Consider the following 19,760-nt stretch of genomic DNA (forward strand, 5'->3'; position numbering starts at 1 on the left):
TAAACGCAATACGTCCGTTAATGTTTTAGAGGAAAGCACGCCAGTGCTTTGGTGGAAACTCTTTCTGAAAGGAAAGATAAGGGCACCATTGAGAAGCTTGCAGGTACCCTAGAACCCCACTGCTTTAGCTGTGGGAGTTGTCAGGTTATTTACCCCAGACCATTCGTTTGATAATTGGAAAATGATTATCCTTAATATAAATGTGGATTTCGTTGATCAAATTTATTTTGGACAGCATGTATCCGTTTACACTTGGATGAAAAAAATAGGGAAGACCAGCTTGCAATTGTATGAGGAAATTTGGCAGGGTGAACGACTTTGTGCAAAAGGAACCGTAGTATATGTAAATTATAATGTAAAGGATCAAAAGTCTGAACCAATTCCTGAAATGATTAGAAGGGAATTGGAAACACACTTATATAAAGGTGAGCAGTAAATGTACTAACTATATAGAGTGAGTATATTCCAAAGTGGTATTCGTGCACCTATTACAGGTTATTATGGTTAAAATAAATTAAGAAGTTAGCTTGTTAGGATAAAACCTTCACAAGCTTTTTCAATTACAAAATTCACCTTCTATGTTAGATTTTTATTGTGTTATATTTTGGCTCATTTCGTAAATTTTGTTGCTTTTTAATCTTCGTATTTGATATAAAACTGCGACGTAACTCACCGCTACGGAAATACACTCGCTTTCCGCGGGAGGCTGGTGAGCCTCCTCGTGCTACGCACTGCGGGGTCTCACCGATGCCTTTCCTCCCGCAGGAGTCTTCGTGTATTTCCTCCGCTGAGTATAGTGTTAAACAATGATGAACATTTATCTAGTCTGATTGATTGGAGCGGAGGACCGTTGACTCCTGCGGGAACAGCACGAGTCTGAAGACCCCGGAGAGTGGTTTTCTCGAGGAGGCTGAAGCCGTGCCCGCGGAAAGCAACGGTCCGCAGCGGAAATCAATCTAGCGTTATGTCGCATTCTATAAACTTTGTGTCATAAACAACAATCTTTTAGAAAACAGCCTATATTTTAGACTACTCAGGGAAATGTAATATATTTCATCAGTAAAGCAAACAATACCTTGAAGTAACAAAATGGAGGAAACAGACCCATGTATGATATTATTCGTATTTTTATACTTCAGCTAGTGTTAGTGCCAATATTGTCCCTGCGTATCGTATTTGTAGTTAAAAACTTAATACTGTTAGGCTCAATATTTGGCTTTTTAGAGGCCTTAATTTATGTTTTTGGTCTGTCAATTGTATTAAGTGGCGAACAAAGCATTGCCGAAATGTTAATCTATGCTTTAGGGTTTGGAATAGGTATTTCTATTGGTGGATTTATTGAAAATAAATTAGCGATCGGGTACACCTCACTTACTGTTAATCTGATACAAAAAAACCCGGAACTTGTCACCAAACTCCGAGATCAAGGATTTGGTGTTACAGTGTTTGAAGGCGCGGGCAGGGATGGTATACGTTACCAACTGCAGATTCTTACTAGTAGAAGTCTTGAGGGGAAGGTCATGAAAATGATTGAAGAAGATGAGCCCCATGCATTTATCATCTCATACGAGCCACGAAAGTTTAAAGGAGGATATCTCCTTAAAGCTATGAAGAAGAGAATGAAACGGAACAGTTAGGGAGATGGAATAAATGGTACAATTAGGTTAAGAATTCGCGAAATAATATAGGGGGTTGATTATGGGCCTTAATGAAGGTTCTGTGCTTGCAGTTATTTTTTTAATAGGTTTACTTCTGGTTGTTAATTTGTTTGGAAATCAGCTTTTGTTTGCTCGGAAGTACGTGGCAATAAGCGTTATTTTAATTTTACTTGCTGGTTGTGGAACTGAATCATCATCTCCATCTGATTCTAAGGAAAATAATCAGCCTGCAGAAGAAACAGAGAATGGTACGAATACGCAGGAAACAAATGAAAACAAGCAAACTACTAATGACAAAACTAGTGAAGAAGATAACAATGGGAATACCCAAAACAATACAAAGTCGCCAAATGCTACTGTAACAAGAGTAATTGACGGCGATACAATCGAAATATCTATGAACGGAAAAAATGAAGACGTGAGGTTATTATTAATTGATACACCTGAAACTGTTCATCCAAGTAAACCTGTAGAGCCATTTGGCAAAGCAGCATCACAATTCGTAAAAGATAAACTAACAGGTGAAAAGGTCCGTGTCAAAGTTGGAAAAGAAGAACGGGACAAATATGGAAGGTTATTAGCATACGTCTTTATTAATGGTGAAACTATTCAGGAAAAACTACTTCGACAAGGCTTAGCACGGACGGCATATCTATACAACGATTTAACTATGTTAGATGAATTTCATACTGTCCAAAGCAAAGCGAAAAATAATGACCAAGGTGTATGGTCGATACCTGGGTATGCACATGTGGATCATAATCATGGTTTTCATTATCAAGACGAACCTAGCAGTGAACCAACCGAAGACAAGAATCGAGAAACTAGTGGTCTATTATATGATCCATCTGGCCCTGATAGAGATTGTGGTGACTTTGACACACACCAACAGGCACAGGATTTTTATGAGGCAGCAGGTGGTCCTCAAAAAGATCCGCACCGTTTAGATGGTGACGGAGAAGGGGTTGCATGCGATAGTTTGCCATAAATTTAGGGTATAATCGATATAGTGCGCCAGAATAATAACTTTTTACTATGTTAAAACCAACAGCTAGCCCTTTTGTGGAGTAGCTGTTGGTTTTTCTTCTAAAGTATATGACTTACTTGAACCCCTGTATCCTTGAAAAGAACTGTTTGACAAATTTGTAGAAAATTTCCTCTGACGGTGCGAGATCTTTTCGCTTCAGTTTAATAACGCCCACAGTTCTTCTCACCTCGGGAATCTTTATTGGGATCTTGACTGTCATTCTTGGTGTGGATTCATGGAATGTACTTTCCGGCAGAAGGGTCACACCAATACCGGCAGAAACAAGGCCTTTAATAGCATCTAAATCCTCACCTTCTGATGAGACTTTTGGAACGAAACCAACCTGTCTGCATGCATCCACAATTATTTTTTCCAGTACAAATCCTTTAGGAAAGCTTACAAATTCGTCGTTTTTTAAGTCTGTTAAAAACAAGCTATCCCTTTTTGCCAGATCATGCGAGATTGGCAATAGTGCTAAAATATTTTCGGTGAATAATATCTGACTTTCAATCTCTGGGTCATCTTTTGGAACGGGTCCAAGAAATGCAACATCTATTTCATCGTTCTTTACTGAATCAATCAAAAAATTGTAAGATCCCTGTCGCAGGTGAAATGCAACATTTGGGTGTGCATCCTTAAAAGCCGAGATGACATTAGGTAATAAGTGATTTGACAGACTAGTTGGAAATCCTATTTTGATTGTCCCGCGTTCTGGATCTAAATATTCGTCTATCTGTTTTCTCGCATTATCTATTGCTTTCATTGCAAGTTTTGTATGCGTGTAAAATGTCTTTCCGATTTGTGTTAATTTTATATTTCTGCCTTCACGTTCAAATAAAGTGACACCTAGTTCTCCCTCTAAATTAGAAATTTGTCTACTTACCGCTGACTGAGCAACATGCAGATTAACAGCTGCTTCGGACATGTGTTCACGTTCTGCAACCTCCATAAAATAGCGTAATTGACGTAGTTCCATTCATTATCCCACCCATTCATATCAAAAAGAGATGATTCTAATCTAAAGTATATATTGTTTAGATTGATTTGAAAACCTATAATAAATATAACACCCTTAAACGGGATTAGAACGGGGGTATTAATGATGAGTTATAATAAAATACCAAAAGCTCAGGGCCTTTATCGCCCAGAATTCGAACATGATGCATGTGGAATTGGCTTGTATGCTCATATAAACGGAGTTCCTACACACGATATTATAAAAAAAGGACTTCATATGCTTTGTCAGTTAGACCATCGTGGGGGTCATGGAAGTGATCCGGAGACTGGTGATGGAGCAGGATTACTAACCCAAATTCCAGATAGCTTTTTTAGAAAAGTTTCTCCCGAAATAAATCTGCCTGAAAAAGGTCGCTACGGTGTTGGAATGATCTTTTTCTCAAACGATGATAGCGATAGAGAAGAAGCAGAAACTCAAATTAATACTTTTATAACACAAACAGGGCAAACAGTTCTTGGATGGAGAACTGTACCTACAAATATCAGAAAAATTGGAAAAAAGGCAAAAGAAAGTTGCCCTGTAATTCGACAAGTATTTATAGGCGCAGATCCAAGTTTAAAAGATGGCATAGAATTTGAACGTAAGTTATACATTATTCGGAAACAATCAGAAAAATTAGCTGCGCAAAGAGAAGAGAGCTTTTACTTCACAAGCCTTTCGAGTCAGACAATAGTATACAAAGGACTACTTACACCTGAACAAATGGATACTTTTTATATAGATTTACAGGATGAGGATTTTGTATCTGCTTTTTCTATGGTACATTCCCGATTTAGTACAAACACATTTCCCAGCTGGGAAAGAGCCCATCCAAATCGTTACTTGATGCATAATGGAGAGATTAACACATTAAGAGGTAACATCAATTGGATGAGAGCACGTGAAGAACAATTTGTGTCAGATGCATTCGGGGATGATTTGGAAAAAGTACTTCCAATCCTGGATTCTGATGGTAGTGACTCTTCCATCTTAGATAATGCTTTAGAATTTTTTGTGCTGGCTGGACGGAAACCAGCGCATGCAGCAATGATGTTAATACCGGAGCCATGGGTAAACAATCCACATATGTCAAAAGAAAAGAAAGCTTTTTACGAGTATCATAGTTCACTAATGGAGCCTTGGGATGGACCGACAACTATTTCATTTACTGACGGTAAACAAATTGGAGCAATTTTAGACCGAAATGGTTTGCGCCCCGCAAGGTATTATGTGACAAAAGATGATTATCTTATCTTTTCTTCTGAGGTAGGTGTTGTCGAAGTTGAAGAAGACAATATCCTGTATAAGGATCGTTTGAGTCCTGGAAAAATGCTATTACTTGATATAGAAGAAGGACGGATAATTTCAGACGATGAAATAAAAACGGAAATGTCTGAAGCGGCACCTTACCGTGAATGGTTGGATACACAGCTTACCAAACTGAAAAACAAGGTAGAAACGTTAGATGAAATGCCTTTTGATAATGTTGTGACACGACAAAAAGCGTTTGGTTATACGTATGAGGATGTTCAAAAATACCTGATCCCTTTAGTTGCTGATGAGAAAGATCCTATCGGCGCAATGGGTAATGACGTTCCTTTAGCAGTGTTATCAGATCGACCACAATCGTTATTCTCTTATTTTAAGCAATTGTTTGCACAAGTAACGAACCCACCAATCGATGCATATCGGGAACAACTTGTAACATCTACCATGAGTCTACTTGGACCTGAGGGAGATATTCTCCACCCAAGCAAACTAAATTGTCGTAGACTCCAGGTTGATACACCAGTGCTATCCAATCGCCAACTTCGTTTATTGCAATCTGATAGTTATCAGGGATTTACTAGTAGAACGATAGATACATTGTTTTATGATGACCTTGAAAGCGCACTTGATAAGATTTGTCAAGATGCCGACGAAGCAATCGAGGCAGGTGTAAGCATTATAGTTCTCACAGACCGGAACATGGACGCGGAGGCAATTGCTGTCCCTTCTCTCTTGGCTGTAAGTGCATTGCATCAGTATCTAGTAGCACAGGGTACACGTACACAGGTAAGTATCATTGCTGAAACAGGTGAGGCTAGGGAAGTACACCATTTTGCTGCATTAATTGGTTATGGTGCTAATGCTATAAATCCGTATCTGGCTTATGCAACATTGAGTCAAGTAATTAAGGATGACAATTTAACATACAGCTATCAAGAAGCTGTGGGTAAATATATTAGTGGAATTACTGAAGGCGTTGTAAAAGTAATGTCTAAAATGGGCATATCCACTATTCAAAGTTATCGTGGTGCCCAAATATTTGAAGCAGTTGGCATTAGCAAAACTGTGATCGATCGTTATTTCACAGGAACAGCGTCACAACTTGGAGGAATTGAGCTTGAGACAATTGCTGAAGAAGCGGTCAAGCGTCATAATACTGCCTATGCAAACAATATTGATGACACCCTTGATTCGGGAAGTGATTTCCAATGGAGAAAAGGCGGGGAACATCATGCTTTTAATCCGAATACAGTCCATAAGCTGCAATGGGCTTGTCGTAGAGGCGATTATAATTTGTTTAAAGAGTATTCTACAGCTGCAAATGAAGAAAGAATTAACTTTTTACGTAACCTATTTTCCTTTAAGAAAACAAATTCAATACCAATAGAAGAAGTAGAATCTGTAGATAAGATTGTAAAACGGTTTAAAACTGGTGCTATGTCCTTTGGTTCCTTGAGTCAAGAAGCGCATGAATCGTTAGCAATCGCCATGAACAGAATTGGTGGTAAAAGTAATAGTGGAGAAGGCGGAGAAAATCCTAACAGGTTTGTAACAGATGAAAATGGTGACTCTCGCAGAAGTGCCATTAAACAAATCGCTTCCGGACGTTTTGGTGTAAAAAGTCATTATCTGGTTAATGCTGACGAGCTGCAAATTAAAATGGCTCAAGGTGCTAAACCAGGAGAAGGTGGACAACTGCCAGGAAATAAAGTGTATCCATGGGTGGCTGACGTTCGCGGGTCAACTCCTGGAGTGGGTTTAATTTCACCACCACCACATCACGATATTTATTCGATTGAAGATATGGCGCAACTTATTCACGATTTAAAGAACGCCAACCGTGATGCTCGGATTAGTGTTAAGTTGGTTGCAAAAGCAGGAATTGGGACAATCGCATCAGGTGTAGCAAAGGGTAAAGCTGATGTTATTTCCGTAAGTGGATATGACGGTGGAACAGGTGCTTCACCAAAAACAAGCATCAAACATACCGGGTTACCTTGGGAGCTTGGTCTTGCAGAAACACATCAGTCGCTAATGTTAAATGGACTACGCGACCGTGTGGTGCTTGAGACTGATGGGAAGTTAATGACTGGAAAAGATGTTGTTTTAGCTGCCTTACTTGGAGCCGAGGAGTATGGATTTGCAACTGCCCCCCTTGTAGTCCTTGGTTGTGTGATGATGCGAGTTTGCCATATGAACACTTGCCCTGTTGGGATTGCAACTCAAGATCCTGAACTAAGAAAAAAATTCATGGGCGACGCTGATCATGTTGTTAACTTCATGCATTATATAGCTGAAGAAGTAAGAGAAATCATGGCAGATCTAGGTTTCAAAACAATGGAAGAGATGATTGGCAGAACTGATGTATTAGCTGTAAGTGATCGAGCAAAAGCACATTGGAAGGCGAAATATTTGGACCTGTCTACATTACTTTATCAAGTAGAGGGACCACGAACCTGTCAAACAAGCCAGAATCATCATCTAGATGAGTCACTGGATTTAAGTGAAATATTACCGGCAGTACAAACTGCCATTGAGCATAATCAAAAAGTGGATCTTACGTATCCAATTAAAAATACGAACCGTGTGGTTGGAACTATTGTAGGTAGTGAGATATCGAAAAGATATGGAGAAGCGGGCTTACCTGATGATTCCATTACATTAAGATTTAACGGGTCGGCCGGTCAGAGCTTCGGAGCCTATATACCAAGAGGAATGTCATTATGGCTAACTGGTGATGCGAATGATTTTGTTGGAAAAGGAATGTCTGGTGGAAAAGTGGTAGTTTCTTCTCCAGCCAAAGCTAAGCTTTATGAATCGACTAATGTAATCATCGGAAACGTTGCATTTTACGGTGCCACAAGTGGCGAAGCATATATTAATGGTTTTGCAGGTGAACGCTTTGCTGTTAGAAACAGTGGAGCAAACGTAGTTGTAGAAGGTATAGGCGACCACGGATGCGAATATATGACTGGTGGAACAGCAGTTATTTTAGGTGAAGTTGGTAAAAACTTTGCCGCTGGAATGTCAGGTGGTACGGCTTATGTACTTGCTGAAGAGTTAGCTGCATTTAAAGAATTGTGCAACAAGGAACTGATAGAATTTGAATCTCTGGCTGATCCAATTGAAGTAGAGCAAGTAAAACAAATGGTTCAAAATCATTACCTTTTTACACAAAGTCAGAAAGCAGCCTATGTACTGGATAATTGGAAGGATTGTGTAGAAAAATTTGTAAAGGTTACACCAATAGATTACAAATTAATGCGTGAAAAAATTCAGTCATATAAAAATGAAGGCTTATCAGATGAAGAAGCTGAGATGAATGCTTTTCAATCAAAAAATGAAAAGAAAGTCATTGTAACACAAACAGAAAAGCCCCAAGTCGTAACATTATAGAGAAGAAAGGGGAGGTATTATATGGGAAAAGCTACAGGTTTCATGGATTACAAACGTGAAGAATCCGAAGAACGGAATCCACTTAAACGATTAAATGACTGGAACGAATATAAGGCGCCATTTTCTGATGAAGTTTTAAGCAGACAGGGATCCAGGTGTATGGACTGTGGAACTCCTTTCTGCCAAATTGGTGAAGAGATAAATGGATCTACAACTGGATGTCCTGTATACAACTTAATACCAGAATGGAACGATCTGGCATACCGTGGCCAGTGGAAAGAAGCTTTGAAACGGCTACTAAAAACAAATAACTTTCCTGAATTTACAGGAAGAGTATGTCCAGCACCGTGTGAGGGATCTTGTACAGTTGCTATTTCTGATCCCGCTGTTGCAATTAAAAGTATCGAGCGGGCAATAATCGATAAAGGTTTCGCAAATGGGTGGATGACGCCACAGATTCCTGAGAAGAGAACTGGTAAAACAGTTGCAGTGATTGGTTCTGGTCCAGCGGGATTAGCCAGTGCAGATCAATTGAATAAAGCCGGACATACGGTGACTATCTATGAACGCGACGACCGGGCTGGTGGACTACTAATGTACGGTATTCCAAACATGAAGCTTGAAAAAGCTATTGTTGAAAGAAGAGTCAGACTGCTGGAACAAGAGGGCGTAGATTTTGTGCTTAATACGGAAATTGGAAAAGACATATCATGTGAAGAATTGAAAATTAAACATGATGCAGTCATCCTATGTACTGGTGCACAGAAACAACGTGACTTAGTTATCGAAGGCAGGGAAGCAAATGGTGTGCATTTTGCGATGGACTATCTAACTGCTTCTACTAAAAAGATACTGGGTAATGAGTTGGATGACAATGAATTCATTGATGCAGAGGGAAAAGATGTGATTGTGATTGGTGGTGGCGATACAGGTGCAGATTGTATCGCAACAGCACTGCGCCACAACTGTAACAGTGTTGTTCAGTTCGGCAAGCACCCACAACTTCCATCAGTGCGATTAGATAGCAACGCATGGCCAGAGTATCCTAACTTATTTACAGTTGAATATGCTCATAAAGAAGCAACAGCTAAATTTGGTGAGGATCCACGTAATTATTCAATCCAAACGAAGCGGTTCGTTTCAGATGATGAGGGGAATTTAAAAGAAGTTCATACTATTCAAATGGAAAAGGTTAGAGATAAGGATGGAAGGTTTGTTTTTAATGAACTACCAGGCACTGAAAAGGTTTGGCCAGCACAACTTGTTTTCATAGCGATTGGGTTTGAAGGACCTGAATCACAGATAGTTGAACAAATAGGGCTAGCTACGAACAAAAATAACATTGAAGCAAAATATGGTGAATTCACTACAAATGTAGACAAAGTTTTTGCGGCTGGTGATGCTAGAAGAGGTCAAAGTTTAATCGTTTGGGCGATTAATGAAGGTCGTGAAGCAGCTTTTAAAGTAGATCATTATTTGATGGGAAGTTCTGTTTTACCATCGTATCTTGAAGTATAGTATGATTTGAAATAACCACTCCAATTGCCACGTCTGGCTCTAATGGAGTGGTTATTTTTTTGATTTACTTTTGTAGTACTTATATCCATATTAGAACAAATTCGTTAAAAAGTTCCATAGAAGACCATTTGTCTAGTATAATGAACATAGTCAGATTTGCATATGATGTTTCTTTTAGAGAATCCTATATATTAAGTCTAATAAATACAAAAAAACGAGGGTTAAATACATGAGTAAAACAAATTTTGAGCATTACAATTTAAGTGATGTAATAAGAAAGGCACTTGATTTGTTGAAATACGATTTTCCTACAAAGGTCCAAGTTGAAGTAATACCAAAAGCCTTGAAAAACCAGGATCTTGTAGTGAAATCACAAACAGGAAGTGGTAAAACTGCAGCCTTTGGTATACCCATTTGCGACATGATTGAATGGGAAGAAAAAGAACCTCAGGCGTTAGTGCTTACACCTACAAGGGAGCTTGCTGTTCAAGTACAGGAAGATCTAACGAACATTGGCAGGTTTAAGCGGATCAAAGCAACAGCTGTTTACGGCAAAGAACCGTTTGCGAAACAAAAAGAAGAACTAAAACAAAAAACACATATAGTTGTTGGTACACCTGGTCGTGTGATGGACCATATTGAAAGAGAAACGTTAGATCTAAGCAATATAAAATATCTGATCATTGACGAGGCAGATGAAATGCTTAATATGGGTTTCATCAAAAAAGTAGAAGCAATCATAAAAGAGCTACCAACCAATAGGGTAACAATGGTGTTTTCAGCTACACTTCCTAAAGACGTCGAAAATCTTTGTCACAAGCATATGAAAGACCCTGTCAACATTGAAATTGACGACACTGGAATAACTACTGGTACAATTGATCATCGAATTATCGAAGTAAAACAGGAAGAAAAACTTTCTTTGCTTAAAGATATCACAATTGTAGAGAATCCGGACAGCTGTATTATTTTTTGCAGAACAAAAGAGCATGTTGACACAGTATTTGAGGAACTTGAAGAAGCTAATTATGCGTGTGAGAAGCTTCATGGAGGATTGGAGCAAGAAGACCGGTTTGCTGTTATGAATGGTTTCAAAACTGGAAATTTCCGTTACCTTGTGGCTACTGACGTTGCTGCCAGGGGAATTGATATTGATAACGTTACAATTGTTATTAACTATGACGTCCCTTTGGAGAAAGAGAGCTACGTTCATCGCACTGGAAGAACAGGTCGAGCAGGTAATGAAGGAAAGGCAATAACATTTGCGACACCTCATGAAGGAAAATTTGTAAGGTCAATTGAAAATTATATTGACTTTGAGATTTCTACCATGGAAGTTCCAAGCAAACAGGAAGTTGCTAAAAATAGACCTGCATTTGAAGAAAAAAGCAGTGGTCGCAGAATAGTTAAGAATAATAAGACCGCTAGGATAAATAAAGATATCGTCAAGCTGCACTTCAGTGGAGGGAAAAAGAAGAAGATTCGTGCTGTTGATTTTGTTGGCACTATCGCTAAGATTCCTGGGGTAACTGCAGAAGATATTGGGATCATAACCATCCACGATAATTTTTCCTACGTTGATATCCTTAATGGAAAAGGTTCATTAGTTGTACAGGCAATGGATAATACACCAGTCAAAGGAAAGAAACTTAAGGTTAGTACAGCAATTAAGTAATTCGTAAGTTTTGTTGCTTTTTAAGCCGCAGGTGATATAACGTATTGAATTTATTTAACGCTGTTCCGACCAAGGAATCATCCGTTATTCAAGAATAGCGGTGGTTTTAACAGAAGTCGTACTTGTTTCCCTCTGGAAAGCGCAAGTTTTTCTGCATGGTCGGATCAGAATAGATTTAATAAAAAGTAGTAGGAAATAAAGTGTTGGTGTCAAAAACAATAATCTTTCAGAAAACAGCCAATACTAAAGAGCAAGGGATGATTCTATCAGCAGAATCGTCCCTTTTTTTGTGGCTTGCAGCAATTTAGGATATCCTTGCCAAAGAATTGAAATGACAGTATTACATAAAACAGATAGATTCCGTCGCTTACATCTATCTGTAATTCCTTCAAGATTGAAGCTGTTTTATGTCTGTGCTATCAAAGTAAACGACGAGGAAACATTTTAAAAAATAAATCTTTCTAAATATTATAATTCTATTGAAAAATAAATGAATTAAATTATAATAGAGAGACTTAATTAAAGGAGGAGTTCAATTGAAGGCACTTGAAAAGATTAGTAATTTTGCCGGCAACACATTTGCATTATGGGTTATTTTCTTCGCTCTTTTAAGTTTCTTTTTACCAGGAGGTTTTACATGGATCGCACCACACATAGCGCTTCTCCTTGGAATTATTATGTTTGGAATGGGACTAACGCTTTCCCTAAGTGATTTTAAAGCAGTTTTTCAGGCACCAAAGAGTGTACTAGTTGCTGTATTTACGCAGTTCACTATTATGCCTTTGTTAGCTTTTGGACTTGCTACTGTATTTCAACTTCCAGCAGAAATCGCTGTGGGGGTTATATTGGTAGGATGTTGTCCTGGTGGTACTGCTTCTAATGTAATGACTTTCTTAGCAAAAGGCAATACAGCTTTGTCTGTATCTGTAACAGCAGTAGCAACATTGCTAGCCCCTATTCTCACACCAGCATTGACGCTGCTTTTAGCAAGTAAATGGTTACCTGTCTCAGCGGGTAGTATGTTTCTATCAATTGTGCAAATTGTTTTAATCCCGATTGTTCTTGGAATCGTGATTCGCATGTTATTCCGTAAACAAGTAGAAAAAAGTGTTACAGTATTACCACTTGTTTCAGTGATTGGAATTGTGGCCGTTGCGTCCGCAGTAGTTGCAATTAATACTGAAAATATTATCAAAGAGGGCCTAGTGATTTTTGGTGTTGTTGTTTTACATAATGTGTTAGGGCTTATTCTTGGATTTGGTATAGCAAGGTTATTTAAATTTGATTTTCGCGATCAAAAGGCTATATCAATTGAAGTAGGAATGCAAAATTCTGGGCTGGGTGCTACACTGGCGCTTGCTTATTTTTCACCGATTGCTGCTGTTCCTAGCGCTATCTTTAGTGTTTGGCACAACATATCAGGGCCAATCTTAGCAACTTGGTGGGGTAAGAAAAGTGAAGAAATCGAACCTCCAGTAGATAAGAGTGAAAAAACCGCTTAGTAATAAGGAAGTTTTACAATTAAGAAAGTAAATATTTTCCTTATCACCCCCGTCGCGTTTTATGTAATGAATATAACAAATAAGCCATGACAATATTTGTCATGGCCTATTTACTATATGAAGTTGCGTTAAGAACGAACGATTGCTTTAAAACAAACACTCCAAAATTTTCTTAAAGAGTTAAAAAAAAGATTAATTGTATAAAATTCGGCCCTGTAAGGAAAATAACTACTAACTGGGTTAATTCTAGTTCTGTGTATTTTCAGGAGGGCCATATACGATGTCCATACAGCTGATTGAGGTTTACACCCCTAAATTCAAAATGGAGAATATAAGTGTTTCTTTGAATGAATTCCCTATTATTTATGAATGGATAACAAATGACACGGAAGATAATGACACGCTTTTAAAAATTTTTGTGAAAACGGATGATACAGAGAAAGTATTAAATTATTTGGAAACTCTTTCTACTGAACAAAACAACTTTCATGTTTTTTTGTATCCTGTTCAAACATATATTCCAGACCTGTATGAGTGGAAAGAGCAAGACAAATCACAGGAAGAAAATAAGGAAAAAGAACTGGTAAGGGTAAGCAGACATGAGCTTTACTCAGTAGTGAGTACTTCCTCTAAAGCAAGCCTTAGTTACACATGGTTCCTGATTTTATCATCAATAGTAGCTACTGTTGGAATTATAAAGAACAGTGCAGCTATTGTTATTGGTGCTATGGTAATCGCTCCTCTAATTGGTCCAATTGTTGCTACAGCATTTGCCAGCGTGTTAGGGGACTATAAACTGCTTTATAAATCTCTCATAAACGCCCTTTATGGATTGGCTATTCCTTTCTTTTTGGCAGCGGCCTTTGGATTCTTTTTCTCACTTCCCATTAATAGTACGGAATTTTTATCGAGAACCAACATTGTATTTGTTGATATTATAGCCGCACTTGCTTCGGGGGCTGCAGGAGCTATTTCATTTGTAAAGCAGGCACATGGAACGCTGGTGGGGGTAATGGTGTCAATCGCTTTGCTTCCTCCAGTCATTGTACTTGGAATGACAGCCGGAGCATTTCAGTGGGAGGCTGCTCTAACACCCTTTCTACTGTTATTGTTAAATATAAATTCCATTCTTTTTTCGGCTATTGTTGTGTTTTGGGTGTATGGGATACAGCCCATTAAGTGGAAAGAAATTGAGATGGCAAATATATCAAAGGCTTATTCACTTATTTTTGTAAGTGTAATTATTATTTTTCTTACGGTTATAATTCTTTATGTACAATTCTAAAGGAGTCTATTGTGTTTTTATCTGTTTTGATAAATAACCCTGTATTTAGGAATTCTGTAGAGATCCAAATGGGGTTTCTTTTTTGCATGCGCCCTTTTTTCGTTCATTCGGGACAAATGCATAGCCAGAGCATTGCTTTAGGCATAGATTATAACAAACGGGAGGGGGTGAAATAATGGGAAGAAATAGACCAATGGGTTATGGATATGGTGGATGTGCACCTATCGCAGCTCCTGTTCAGAACAACAATAACGGCTTTATTTTGTTAGTCGTTCTTTTCGTATTATTGGTGATTATTGGTAATAACTATGGAAAGGAAGAGCATTGCCCGCCTGGAACTGTACCGGTAGATTAAAAAGTCAGCATCTACCTTTCCTTATTTATGTTGCTTAAAAAATGTCTTTTCAACTTAAAACGGATAAATTTGCATGTTTTTTTTCTGATGTATTATAAATCTGCAGGAGTGGCACTATATTATGGTGCTATTCCTTTTATTTAAAATAGGAATGTACTAGCCTGTGTCTTCCATTTTATTTACATAACTTACAGGTATTTTTAATTAGTAATATGCAGTATTACCCTTACTTTGCCCTGAGAAAGGATAATTCATATTGATCGCTTATTTTATGATGAAGATACTGGTCTCTATCGGACTTATATTAACATTGAGACATTTACTGACACGAATTAATCAGATTGAAATAATTTATTATTATTTAATTGTAACTTCTTTATTGCAGATTGTGCCCAACATAATCGTTCTAAATTTAGAGCTAATTAAAATACAGCAGTCAATTATAATAATACCGATCTTACAAGCAGATAGATTAATCATACTACCCATTCTGACTTTATGGATGCTTTATCTCCATAAAAAGCTGTATGGAAGATATCTAGTAAACTTTATAATCACTGTTATCTGGACATTTTCATTTATTGGACTAACCATTCTAAATAAAGCAATGGATGTCATAACCTTTCACGGTTGGAATATAGGTATTGGCTTAGTAGAGATGTTATGTATTTATGCTTTACTTATTGGGTTCTACATAATATTTCAATCGATATTACGAAAGGAAATGGATATAAAATAATATGTTGCTACTACCAAAAAGTTTTGATGCTAATGAAATATTTGTGTTGTTGATAGGCATCATAGTGACAACGGCCTTCATTTTGTTGCCTAGAAGGTTCACCAGGTTGGAAACTATTCTCATCCTAAGTTTTAACTTTTTTTTGGCTTCAGTTGTCGATCGAATATTAGCAGGTGATGTGTTAAATTTCTACAACATTATGGACGATCCTAAATTTGAAGTAATGGATTTATTTATTTATATGTTTGTCTATCCTTTTTTTGTGTATCTCGTTTTATATATCTATTCATTTATTAATCATGACAATATTGTTTTTTTTCTATTGTTGACTGTCATGGTTACTATGGGGTTTGAGATGTTATCAGTTAAACTTAATGTTTTTCAGTACAAAAAATGGAACATTATGTACTCAGGAATTGCTTATACGATTCTTTACTCCTTAAATGTCTTTTTCTTAAAGTATGTGAAAGTAGTTATTGCCAAAATTAAATTTAGAAATTAAGTTTCAGAAACTTTATAATCAAGTAAAAGGATAACACCTTAGACAAAAGGATTTGATTTAATTGATGCATCTAGTGATGAAGCTGTTCTTTTTAATTGCTGCAATTAGGTGGGGTGATTGGAGAAATTGGCAAAAATATTATCCGACGATTCTATTTTTTATCTTAATGGATTTATTTTATAATTATCTACTTTACGAATATCCCATGTGGGAATTTCATGAAGGAGACATACCAGTTTTACACTATGAGGTATTTATTGTATTATCTTTCATTATTGTTCGTTATCCTGCAACAATACTTATTTATCTTGGTAACTTTCCAGCTGGAAAACTTAAATCTATATTTTGGATAACTTTTTGGGTATTACTCTATACCATTGTTGAAGTTATTGATCTTTACTTAGGTTTAATTTCACATCATAACGGGTGGAATCTAGGATGGTCAATCTTGTTTAATGTTGTGATGTTTTTAACGCTTAAAATACACTACCATAAACCACTTCTTGCTTGGTGTATATCTATAATATGGATTTTATTTTTGTGGAATGTCTTTGATATACCTATGGATGTGTTAAAAAAATAATACTTTTAATACTTTGAGACTGTTTTCCGGAAAATTGTTGGTTTTGACGCGAAATCTATACACTGCGACGTAACTTCTATGTATATTTCCCATTGCCCTTTTAGATTGGTGCTGATCCAGCGCCGCGGAAAAACACTCGCTTTGTGGGGAACGCTTCAGCCTCCTTGCCCCGGCAAGGGGTATGCCGATGTTGTCCGCAAAGGACGGTCTTAGTCGGCCCTTATCATCTACCGCTCACTGCGGGGTCTTCAAACTGTTCCTTTCCCACTGGATAAGGAAAGCTTCTAGAGAGACATCGTACGAAAAAAATGGGCTTTTCATTTTTGAGGAGTCTCGCATTTTCCCGCAGCTTTAGATAGCTTTCTTCTCAAGGAAGCGTGAAAATATAGGACTTAGACTTAGTGAAGGTAGAATACGAAGACTCCTACGGGAACAGCACGAGTCCGAAGACCCCGGAAGAAGCGTTCTTTGCTTCTGAGGAGACTGAGGCCGTGCCTGTGGAAAGCGAAATATTCTGTCAGAACGGCGGCGTCAAAAGAATTTTCACTACGTCGCAGTTTTTATCAACTATGTTAGGTGAAAAGCAACAAAACTTGCGAAAAGGGCATACTTTAAGTAAATAAAGTGAGAGAATTGTCTAAATAATCATCCTTTTGACCTATCGTTTCTATACTTAAAAAAATATATAATTAAATCACGTTATTTGATAGTGAATTAATTAAATTTTAGGAGGAAACCTAGTGTTCAAAAAAGCATCTGCTCTAGCTTTATCCGTAACATTAATAGGAAGTTTTGCTTTTTCCAGTGATTCAGTACAAGTGAATTCTGATTATGAGAAAGTGTCTAAAGACTATAATTTGAGTTTGATAGACAAGATTGGTGCATCACCAGATCTTGCAGAAAAGGCAAAGGAATTAGGGGTGAGTTTGTCGAAAGCTGATCCGGCTGAAAAGTTAAATAATGGTACAAAGTTTCAGCAGGCTGGGGATAATCATGTGGCCTACAATAAAACGCAAGGTGAAGTTCCTATGCTGGTAATACTAGCAAAATATAAAGATAGTGATGAGCCGGTTGGAGACCCAGAAGGCCAAGTTCCAGCGCAGTATTTTGAGGATCTGATTTTCGGTGATACTTATAATCCTTATGAATTACCAATGTTTGAACAGTATGCAGAATTCAATGGCAAAACAGTACCTACTGATAAAACAATGCAAACTGCCTATAGGGAATCTAGTTATGGCAAGGTAGAACTTGTTAGAAAGGAAGATACAGATTTTGCATGGGTGGAACTTCCAAGAGGAGCATCCTACTATTTAGATCAGAAGGGGACATATGCAGCGGGCGGAGTATACAAACTTGGTAACGTAAATGGTGATGCGCACATGGGTGAATTCGTTCGGGACACTCTAAAGGCCGCTGACAGTACTGTTGACTTTAGTAAGTATGCTGAGGAAGGAGAAGTTCCTAATATATTCATTATTCATGAAGGAACAGGTGCAGAGTTTAGTAGAGATCCTGCCCAGATCTGGTCACACAAATGGAGTCTATTAAGTGCACTTTTTTATGGTAAATACTATGAAACTGGAATTCCGGCAGCACAATATGAGGGTTTATCTCAAACTGAATGGATAAATAAAACTATTGCAGAAGATATGACTTATGATGGCGTGGTCGTAAACAATTATAATGTCCAGCCTGAAATTGGTGGAAATGTTTCTGGTTATAACTTAGCAACTGGTGGCTATGATGAAGAGTTGAAAACAGGCCCATTCCCAGCACAACCTGGAGTTTACGCACACGAATTTGGTCATGCTTTAGGATTACCAGATTTCTATGATACAACATATAGTTCAGAAGGTGTAGGAAACTATTCAATGATGGCAGGTGGATCCTGGATGCGTTATCCGGATGCTTCTGCATACTCAGGTAACTCACCAACGCATTTTGATCCATTCTCTAAAATTTTCTTAGAGTGGATTGAGCCAATTCAAGTAACACCTGAAGACGCAGTGCAAACTATTACACTTCCTTCTATTGATAAAGCTGACTCAGACAATGGAGTTGTAAAAATGAAAGTTCCTGGTTCAAATGGTACTGAATACTTCTTATTTGAAAACATCCAGCAAAGTGGATTTAACGAAGGTTTAATTCGACAAGGTAAGGATTCTCACGGACTAGTTGCATGGCATGTTGATGAAAATATCATTGATTTGTATCAAACTGCTGGTTTCCGTCCAAACAACGTCGAGAATTGGATGAATAAGCGATTTCAGTATAACCAATCACAAACAGCTAGTGATGGTACACTTGTAACACATTACGGTTTGTCCGTTCTTCAGGCTGATGGTAACTATGATCTTGAAAAGTATGTAAACCGTGGTGACGCTGGTGACTTCTTGCAGACAGGTGATGAAATTACACCTAATTCTAGTAACGTTCATACAGGTTCTTACTACTTCTGGAAGGATTCTAGCAATGTACCAGGTAATAGTGGAATTAACGTGACAAACATTAAAGAGAACGCTGATGGTTCTATTACAGCTAAGTTCTTTTATCAAAAGTAATTGAACGTATTAAAATGAAACAATACTAGGCAGACCGGAAAATCTATCCGGTTTGTTTTTTTTGTCAGTAAGGAAGATGAAAACTTTCCTTACTGCATAAGTGCAGCCAAGTTTCCTAAAGTTTGTTTGAATCCTATATAAAAAATAATTGGCAGCAGAGGTCTCAATGGTGTACAAGAATTCGTTCTGGGTAGTGTCAGTCACAAGGTTGCTAAACGTGCGAATTGCCCAGTACTCATTGTGAAGTGAAAGTAAATAATCCAATAATCTTATGAGTTGATCAACAAGAGAGTCAGACAAGTATCGTTCACTACATAAGTATTACTAAAATATTGCGTAAATTCAAATAATGTATTATAGTGAACTGATAACCTTCTTTATTGCCAAAATTTGTTAAATTTTATCGCATTTTGTACGATAATGGCAAAACTATTGAAAGATAGTGGCGCAAAACTATAGGGACTAAGTTGGCTCAGGCCAATATGTTAACCAGTTCTCGAATACTACTCCTTATTCCTGAAAGGGGAATGTGATTTGGAATTAGAAGATGTTTTAGACATTGTGAATAATGATATAAAAATGTTACAGAATCTCCTTCTAGTAGTCAATGAACATGTAAATGAACTTACTGACCCGCTTTTAGTACAGGTGAGTCAACTGTTAGATAGAAAGTTAAATCAGAGAGATCAC

The 19,760-nt window shown here is 37.6% G+C and carries 15 protein-coding genes, 1 pseudogene and 1 riboswitch; of the genes and pseudogenes, 14 read left to right on the forward strand and 2 right to left on the reverse strand.

Going from position 1 to position 19,760, the window contains the following annotated elements:
• Positions 1-130: 130 nt before the first annotated feature.
• On the forward strand, positions 131-436 hold the full coding sequence (locus ACOI1D_RS16765) for an acyl-CoA thioesterase (protein ID WP_422502794.1): 306 nt from the start codon (positions 131-133) through the stop codon (positions 434-436).
• A gap of 145 nt (positions 437-581) precedes the next feature.
• Here the strand turns inward: ACOI1D_RS16765 and ACOI1D_RS16770 are convergent, their stop codons facing one another.
• On the reverse strand, positions 582-779 hold the full coding sequence (locus ACOI1D_RS16770; protein ID WP_422502814.1) for a hypothetical protein: 198 nt from the start codon (positions 777-779) through the stop codon (positions 582-584).
• A 327-nt stretch (positions 780-1,106) separates the two neighbouring features.
• On the opposite strand from ACOI1D_RS16770, the gene ACOI1D_RS16775 reads away from it, so the two are divergent.
• Both ACOI1D_RS16775 and ACOI1D_RS16780 read left to right on the forward strand, forming a co-directional pair.
• A complete protein-coding gene (locus ACOI1D_RS16775; protein WP_422502796.1) occupies positions 1,107-1,637 on the forward strand; it encodes a DUF5698 domain-containing protein in 531 nt (176 codons plus the stop codon).
• Between the two features lie 61 nt (positions 1,638-1,698).
• Complete coding sequence (locus ACOI1D_RS16780) at positions 1,699-2,646, forward strand: thermonuclease family protein (protein ID WP_422502798.1); 948 nt, start codon at positions 1,699-1,701, stop codon at positions 2,644-2,646.
• Between the two features lie 112 nt (positions 2,647-2,758).
• On the opposite strand, the gene ACOI1D_RS16785 is transcribed toward ACOI1D_RS16780, so the two are convergent.
• Positions 2,759-3,661: a LysR family transcriptional regulator gene (locus ACOI1D_RS16785; RefSeq protein WP_422502800.1), complete on the reverse strand. Its 903-nt coding sequence runs from the start codon at positions 3,659-3,661 to the stop codon at positions 2,759-2,761.
• A gap of 126 nt (positions 3,662-3,787) precedes the next feature.
• On the opposite strand from ACOI1D_RS16785, the gene gltB reads away from it, so the two are divergent.
• The 11 genes and pseudogenes from gltB to ACOI1D_RS16840 form a co-directional block, all read left to right on the forward strand.
• Positions 3,788-8,347 carry a glutamate synthase large subunit gene (gene gltB / locus ACOI1D_RS16790; RefSeq protein ID WP_422502801.1) on the forward strand — a complete coding sequence of 1,520 codons (4,560 nt, stop codon included), beginning with the start codon at positions 3,788-3,790 and terminating at the stop codon, positions 8,345-8,347.
• A gap of 21 nt (positions 8,348-8,368) precedes the next feature.
• A complete protein-coding gene (gltD, locus tag ACOI1D_RS16795) occupies positions 8,369-9,865 on the forward strand; it encodes a glutamate synthase small subunit (RefSeq protein ID WP_422502802.1) in 1,497 nt (498 codons plus the stop codon).
• A 229-nt stretch (positions 9,866-10,094) separates the two neighbouring features.
• Positions 10,095-11,540, forward strand: coding sequence for a DEAD/DEAH box helicase (locus ACOI1D_RS16800; protein ID WP_422502803.1), 1,446 nt, complete (start codon positions 10,095-10,097; stop codon positions 11,538-11,540).
• Between the two features lie 536 nt (positions 11,541-12,076).
• Positions 12,077-13,042, forward strand: a complete 966-nt coding sequence (locus ACOI1D_RS16805) for a bile acid:sodium symporter family protein (protein ID WP_422502805.1) — start codon at positions 12,077-12,079, stop codon at positions 13,040-13,042.
• Between the two features lie 280 nt (positions 13,043-13,322).
• Positions 13,323-14,327: a TIGR00341 family protein gene (locus tag ACOI1D_RS16810; protein WP_422502807.1), complete on the forward strand. Its 1,005-nt coding sequence runs from the start codon at positions 13,323-13,325 to the stop codon at positions 14,325-14,327.
• A gap of 175 nt (positions 14,328-14,502) precedes the next feature.
• Complete coding sequence (locus ACOI1D_RS16815; RefSeq protein WP_422502808.1) at positions 14,503-14,682, forward strand: YjcZ family sporulation protein; 180 nt, start codon at positions 14,503-14,505, stop codon at positions 14,680-14,682.
• A 256-nt stretch (positions 14,683-14,938) separates the two neighbouring features.
• On the forward strand, positions 14,939-15,421 hold the full coding sequence (locus ACOI1D_RS16820) for a hypothetical protein (protein WP_422502810.1): 483 nt from the start codon (positions 14,939-14,941) through the stop codon (positions 15,419-15,421).
• Between the two features lie 106 nt (positions 15,422-15,527).
• Positions 15,528-15,923, forward strand: coding sequence for a hypothetical protein (locus ACOI1D_RS16825; protein ID WP_422502812.1), 396 nt, complete (start codon positions 15,528-15,530; stop codon positions 15,921-15,923).
• Between the two features lie 64 nt (positions 15,924-15,987).
• Complete coding sequence (locus ACOI1D_RS16830; RefSeq protein ID WP_422502816.1) at positions 15,988-16,506, forward strand: CBO0543 family protein; 519 nt, start codon at positions 15,988-15,990, stop codon at positions 16,504-16,506.
• A 740-nt stretch (positions 16,507-17,246) separates the two neighbouring features.
• A complete protein-coding gene (locus tag ACOI1D_RS16835) occupies positions 17,247-19,070 on the forward strand; it encodes a M6 family metalloprotease domain-containing protein (protein ID WP_422502813.1) in 1,824 nt (607 codons plus the stop codon).
• A 144-nt stretch (positions 19,071-19,214) separates the two neighbouring features.
• A pseudogene (locus tag ACOI1D_RS16840) lies at positions 19,215-19,319 on the forward strand (universal stress protein); the annotation flags it as partial.
• A gap of 163 nt (positions 19,320-19,482) precedes the next feature.
• Positions 19,483-19,571, forward strand: a riboswitch (cyclic di-GMP riboswitch).
• Positions 19,572-19,760 lie beyond the last annotated feature (189 nt).

This window comes from Virgibacillus sp. DJP39, from assembly GCF_049310925.1.
Lineage (GTDB): Bacteria > Bacillota > Bacilli > Bacillales > Amphibacillaceae > Virgibacillus_F.

Excerpts from the sequence above, each read along its gene's own strand:
- ACOI1D_RS16775 (WP_422502796.1), top strand. The coding sequence starts at position 1,107 with ATGTATGATATTATTCGTATTTTTATACTTCAGCTAGTGTTAGTGCCA.
- ACOI1D_RS16780 (WP_422502798.1), top strand. The coding sequence starts at position 1,699 with ATGGGCCTTAATGAAGGTTCTGTGCTTGCAGTTATTTTTTTAATAGGT.
- ACOI1D_RS16785 (WP_422502800.1), bottom strand. The coding sequence starts at position 3,661 with ATGGAACTACGTCAATTACGCTATTTTATGGAGGTTGCAGAACGTGAA.
- gltB (WP_422502801.1), top strand. The coding sequence starts at position 3,788 with ATGAGTTATAATAAAATACCAAAAGCTCAGGGCCTTTATCGCCCAGAA.
- gltD (WP_422502802.1), top strand. The coding sequence starts at position 8,369 with ATGGGAAAAGCTACAGGTTTCATGGATTACAAACGTGAAGAATCCGAA.
- ACOI1D_RS16800 (WP_422502803.1), top strand. The coding sequence starts at position 10,095 with ATGAGTAAAACAAATTTTGAGCATTACAATTTAAGTGATGTAATAAGA.
- ACOI1D_RS16810 (WP_422502807.1), top strand. The coding sequence starts at position 13,323 with ATGTCCATACAGCTGATTGAGGTTTACACCCCTAAATTCAAAATGGAG.
- ACOI1D_RS16815 (WP_422502808.1), top strand. The coding sequence starts at position 14,503 with ATGGGAAGAAATAGACCAATGGGTTATGGATATGGTGGATGTGCACCT.
- ACOI1D_RS16830 (WP_422502816.1), top strand. The coding sequence starts at position 15,988 with ATGCATCTAGTGATGAAGCTGTTCTTTTTAATTGCTGCAATTAGGTGG.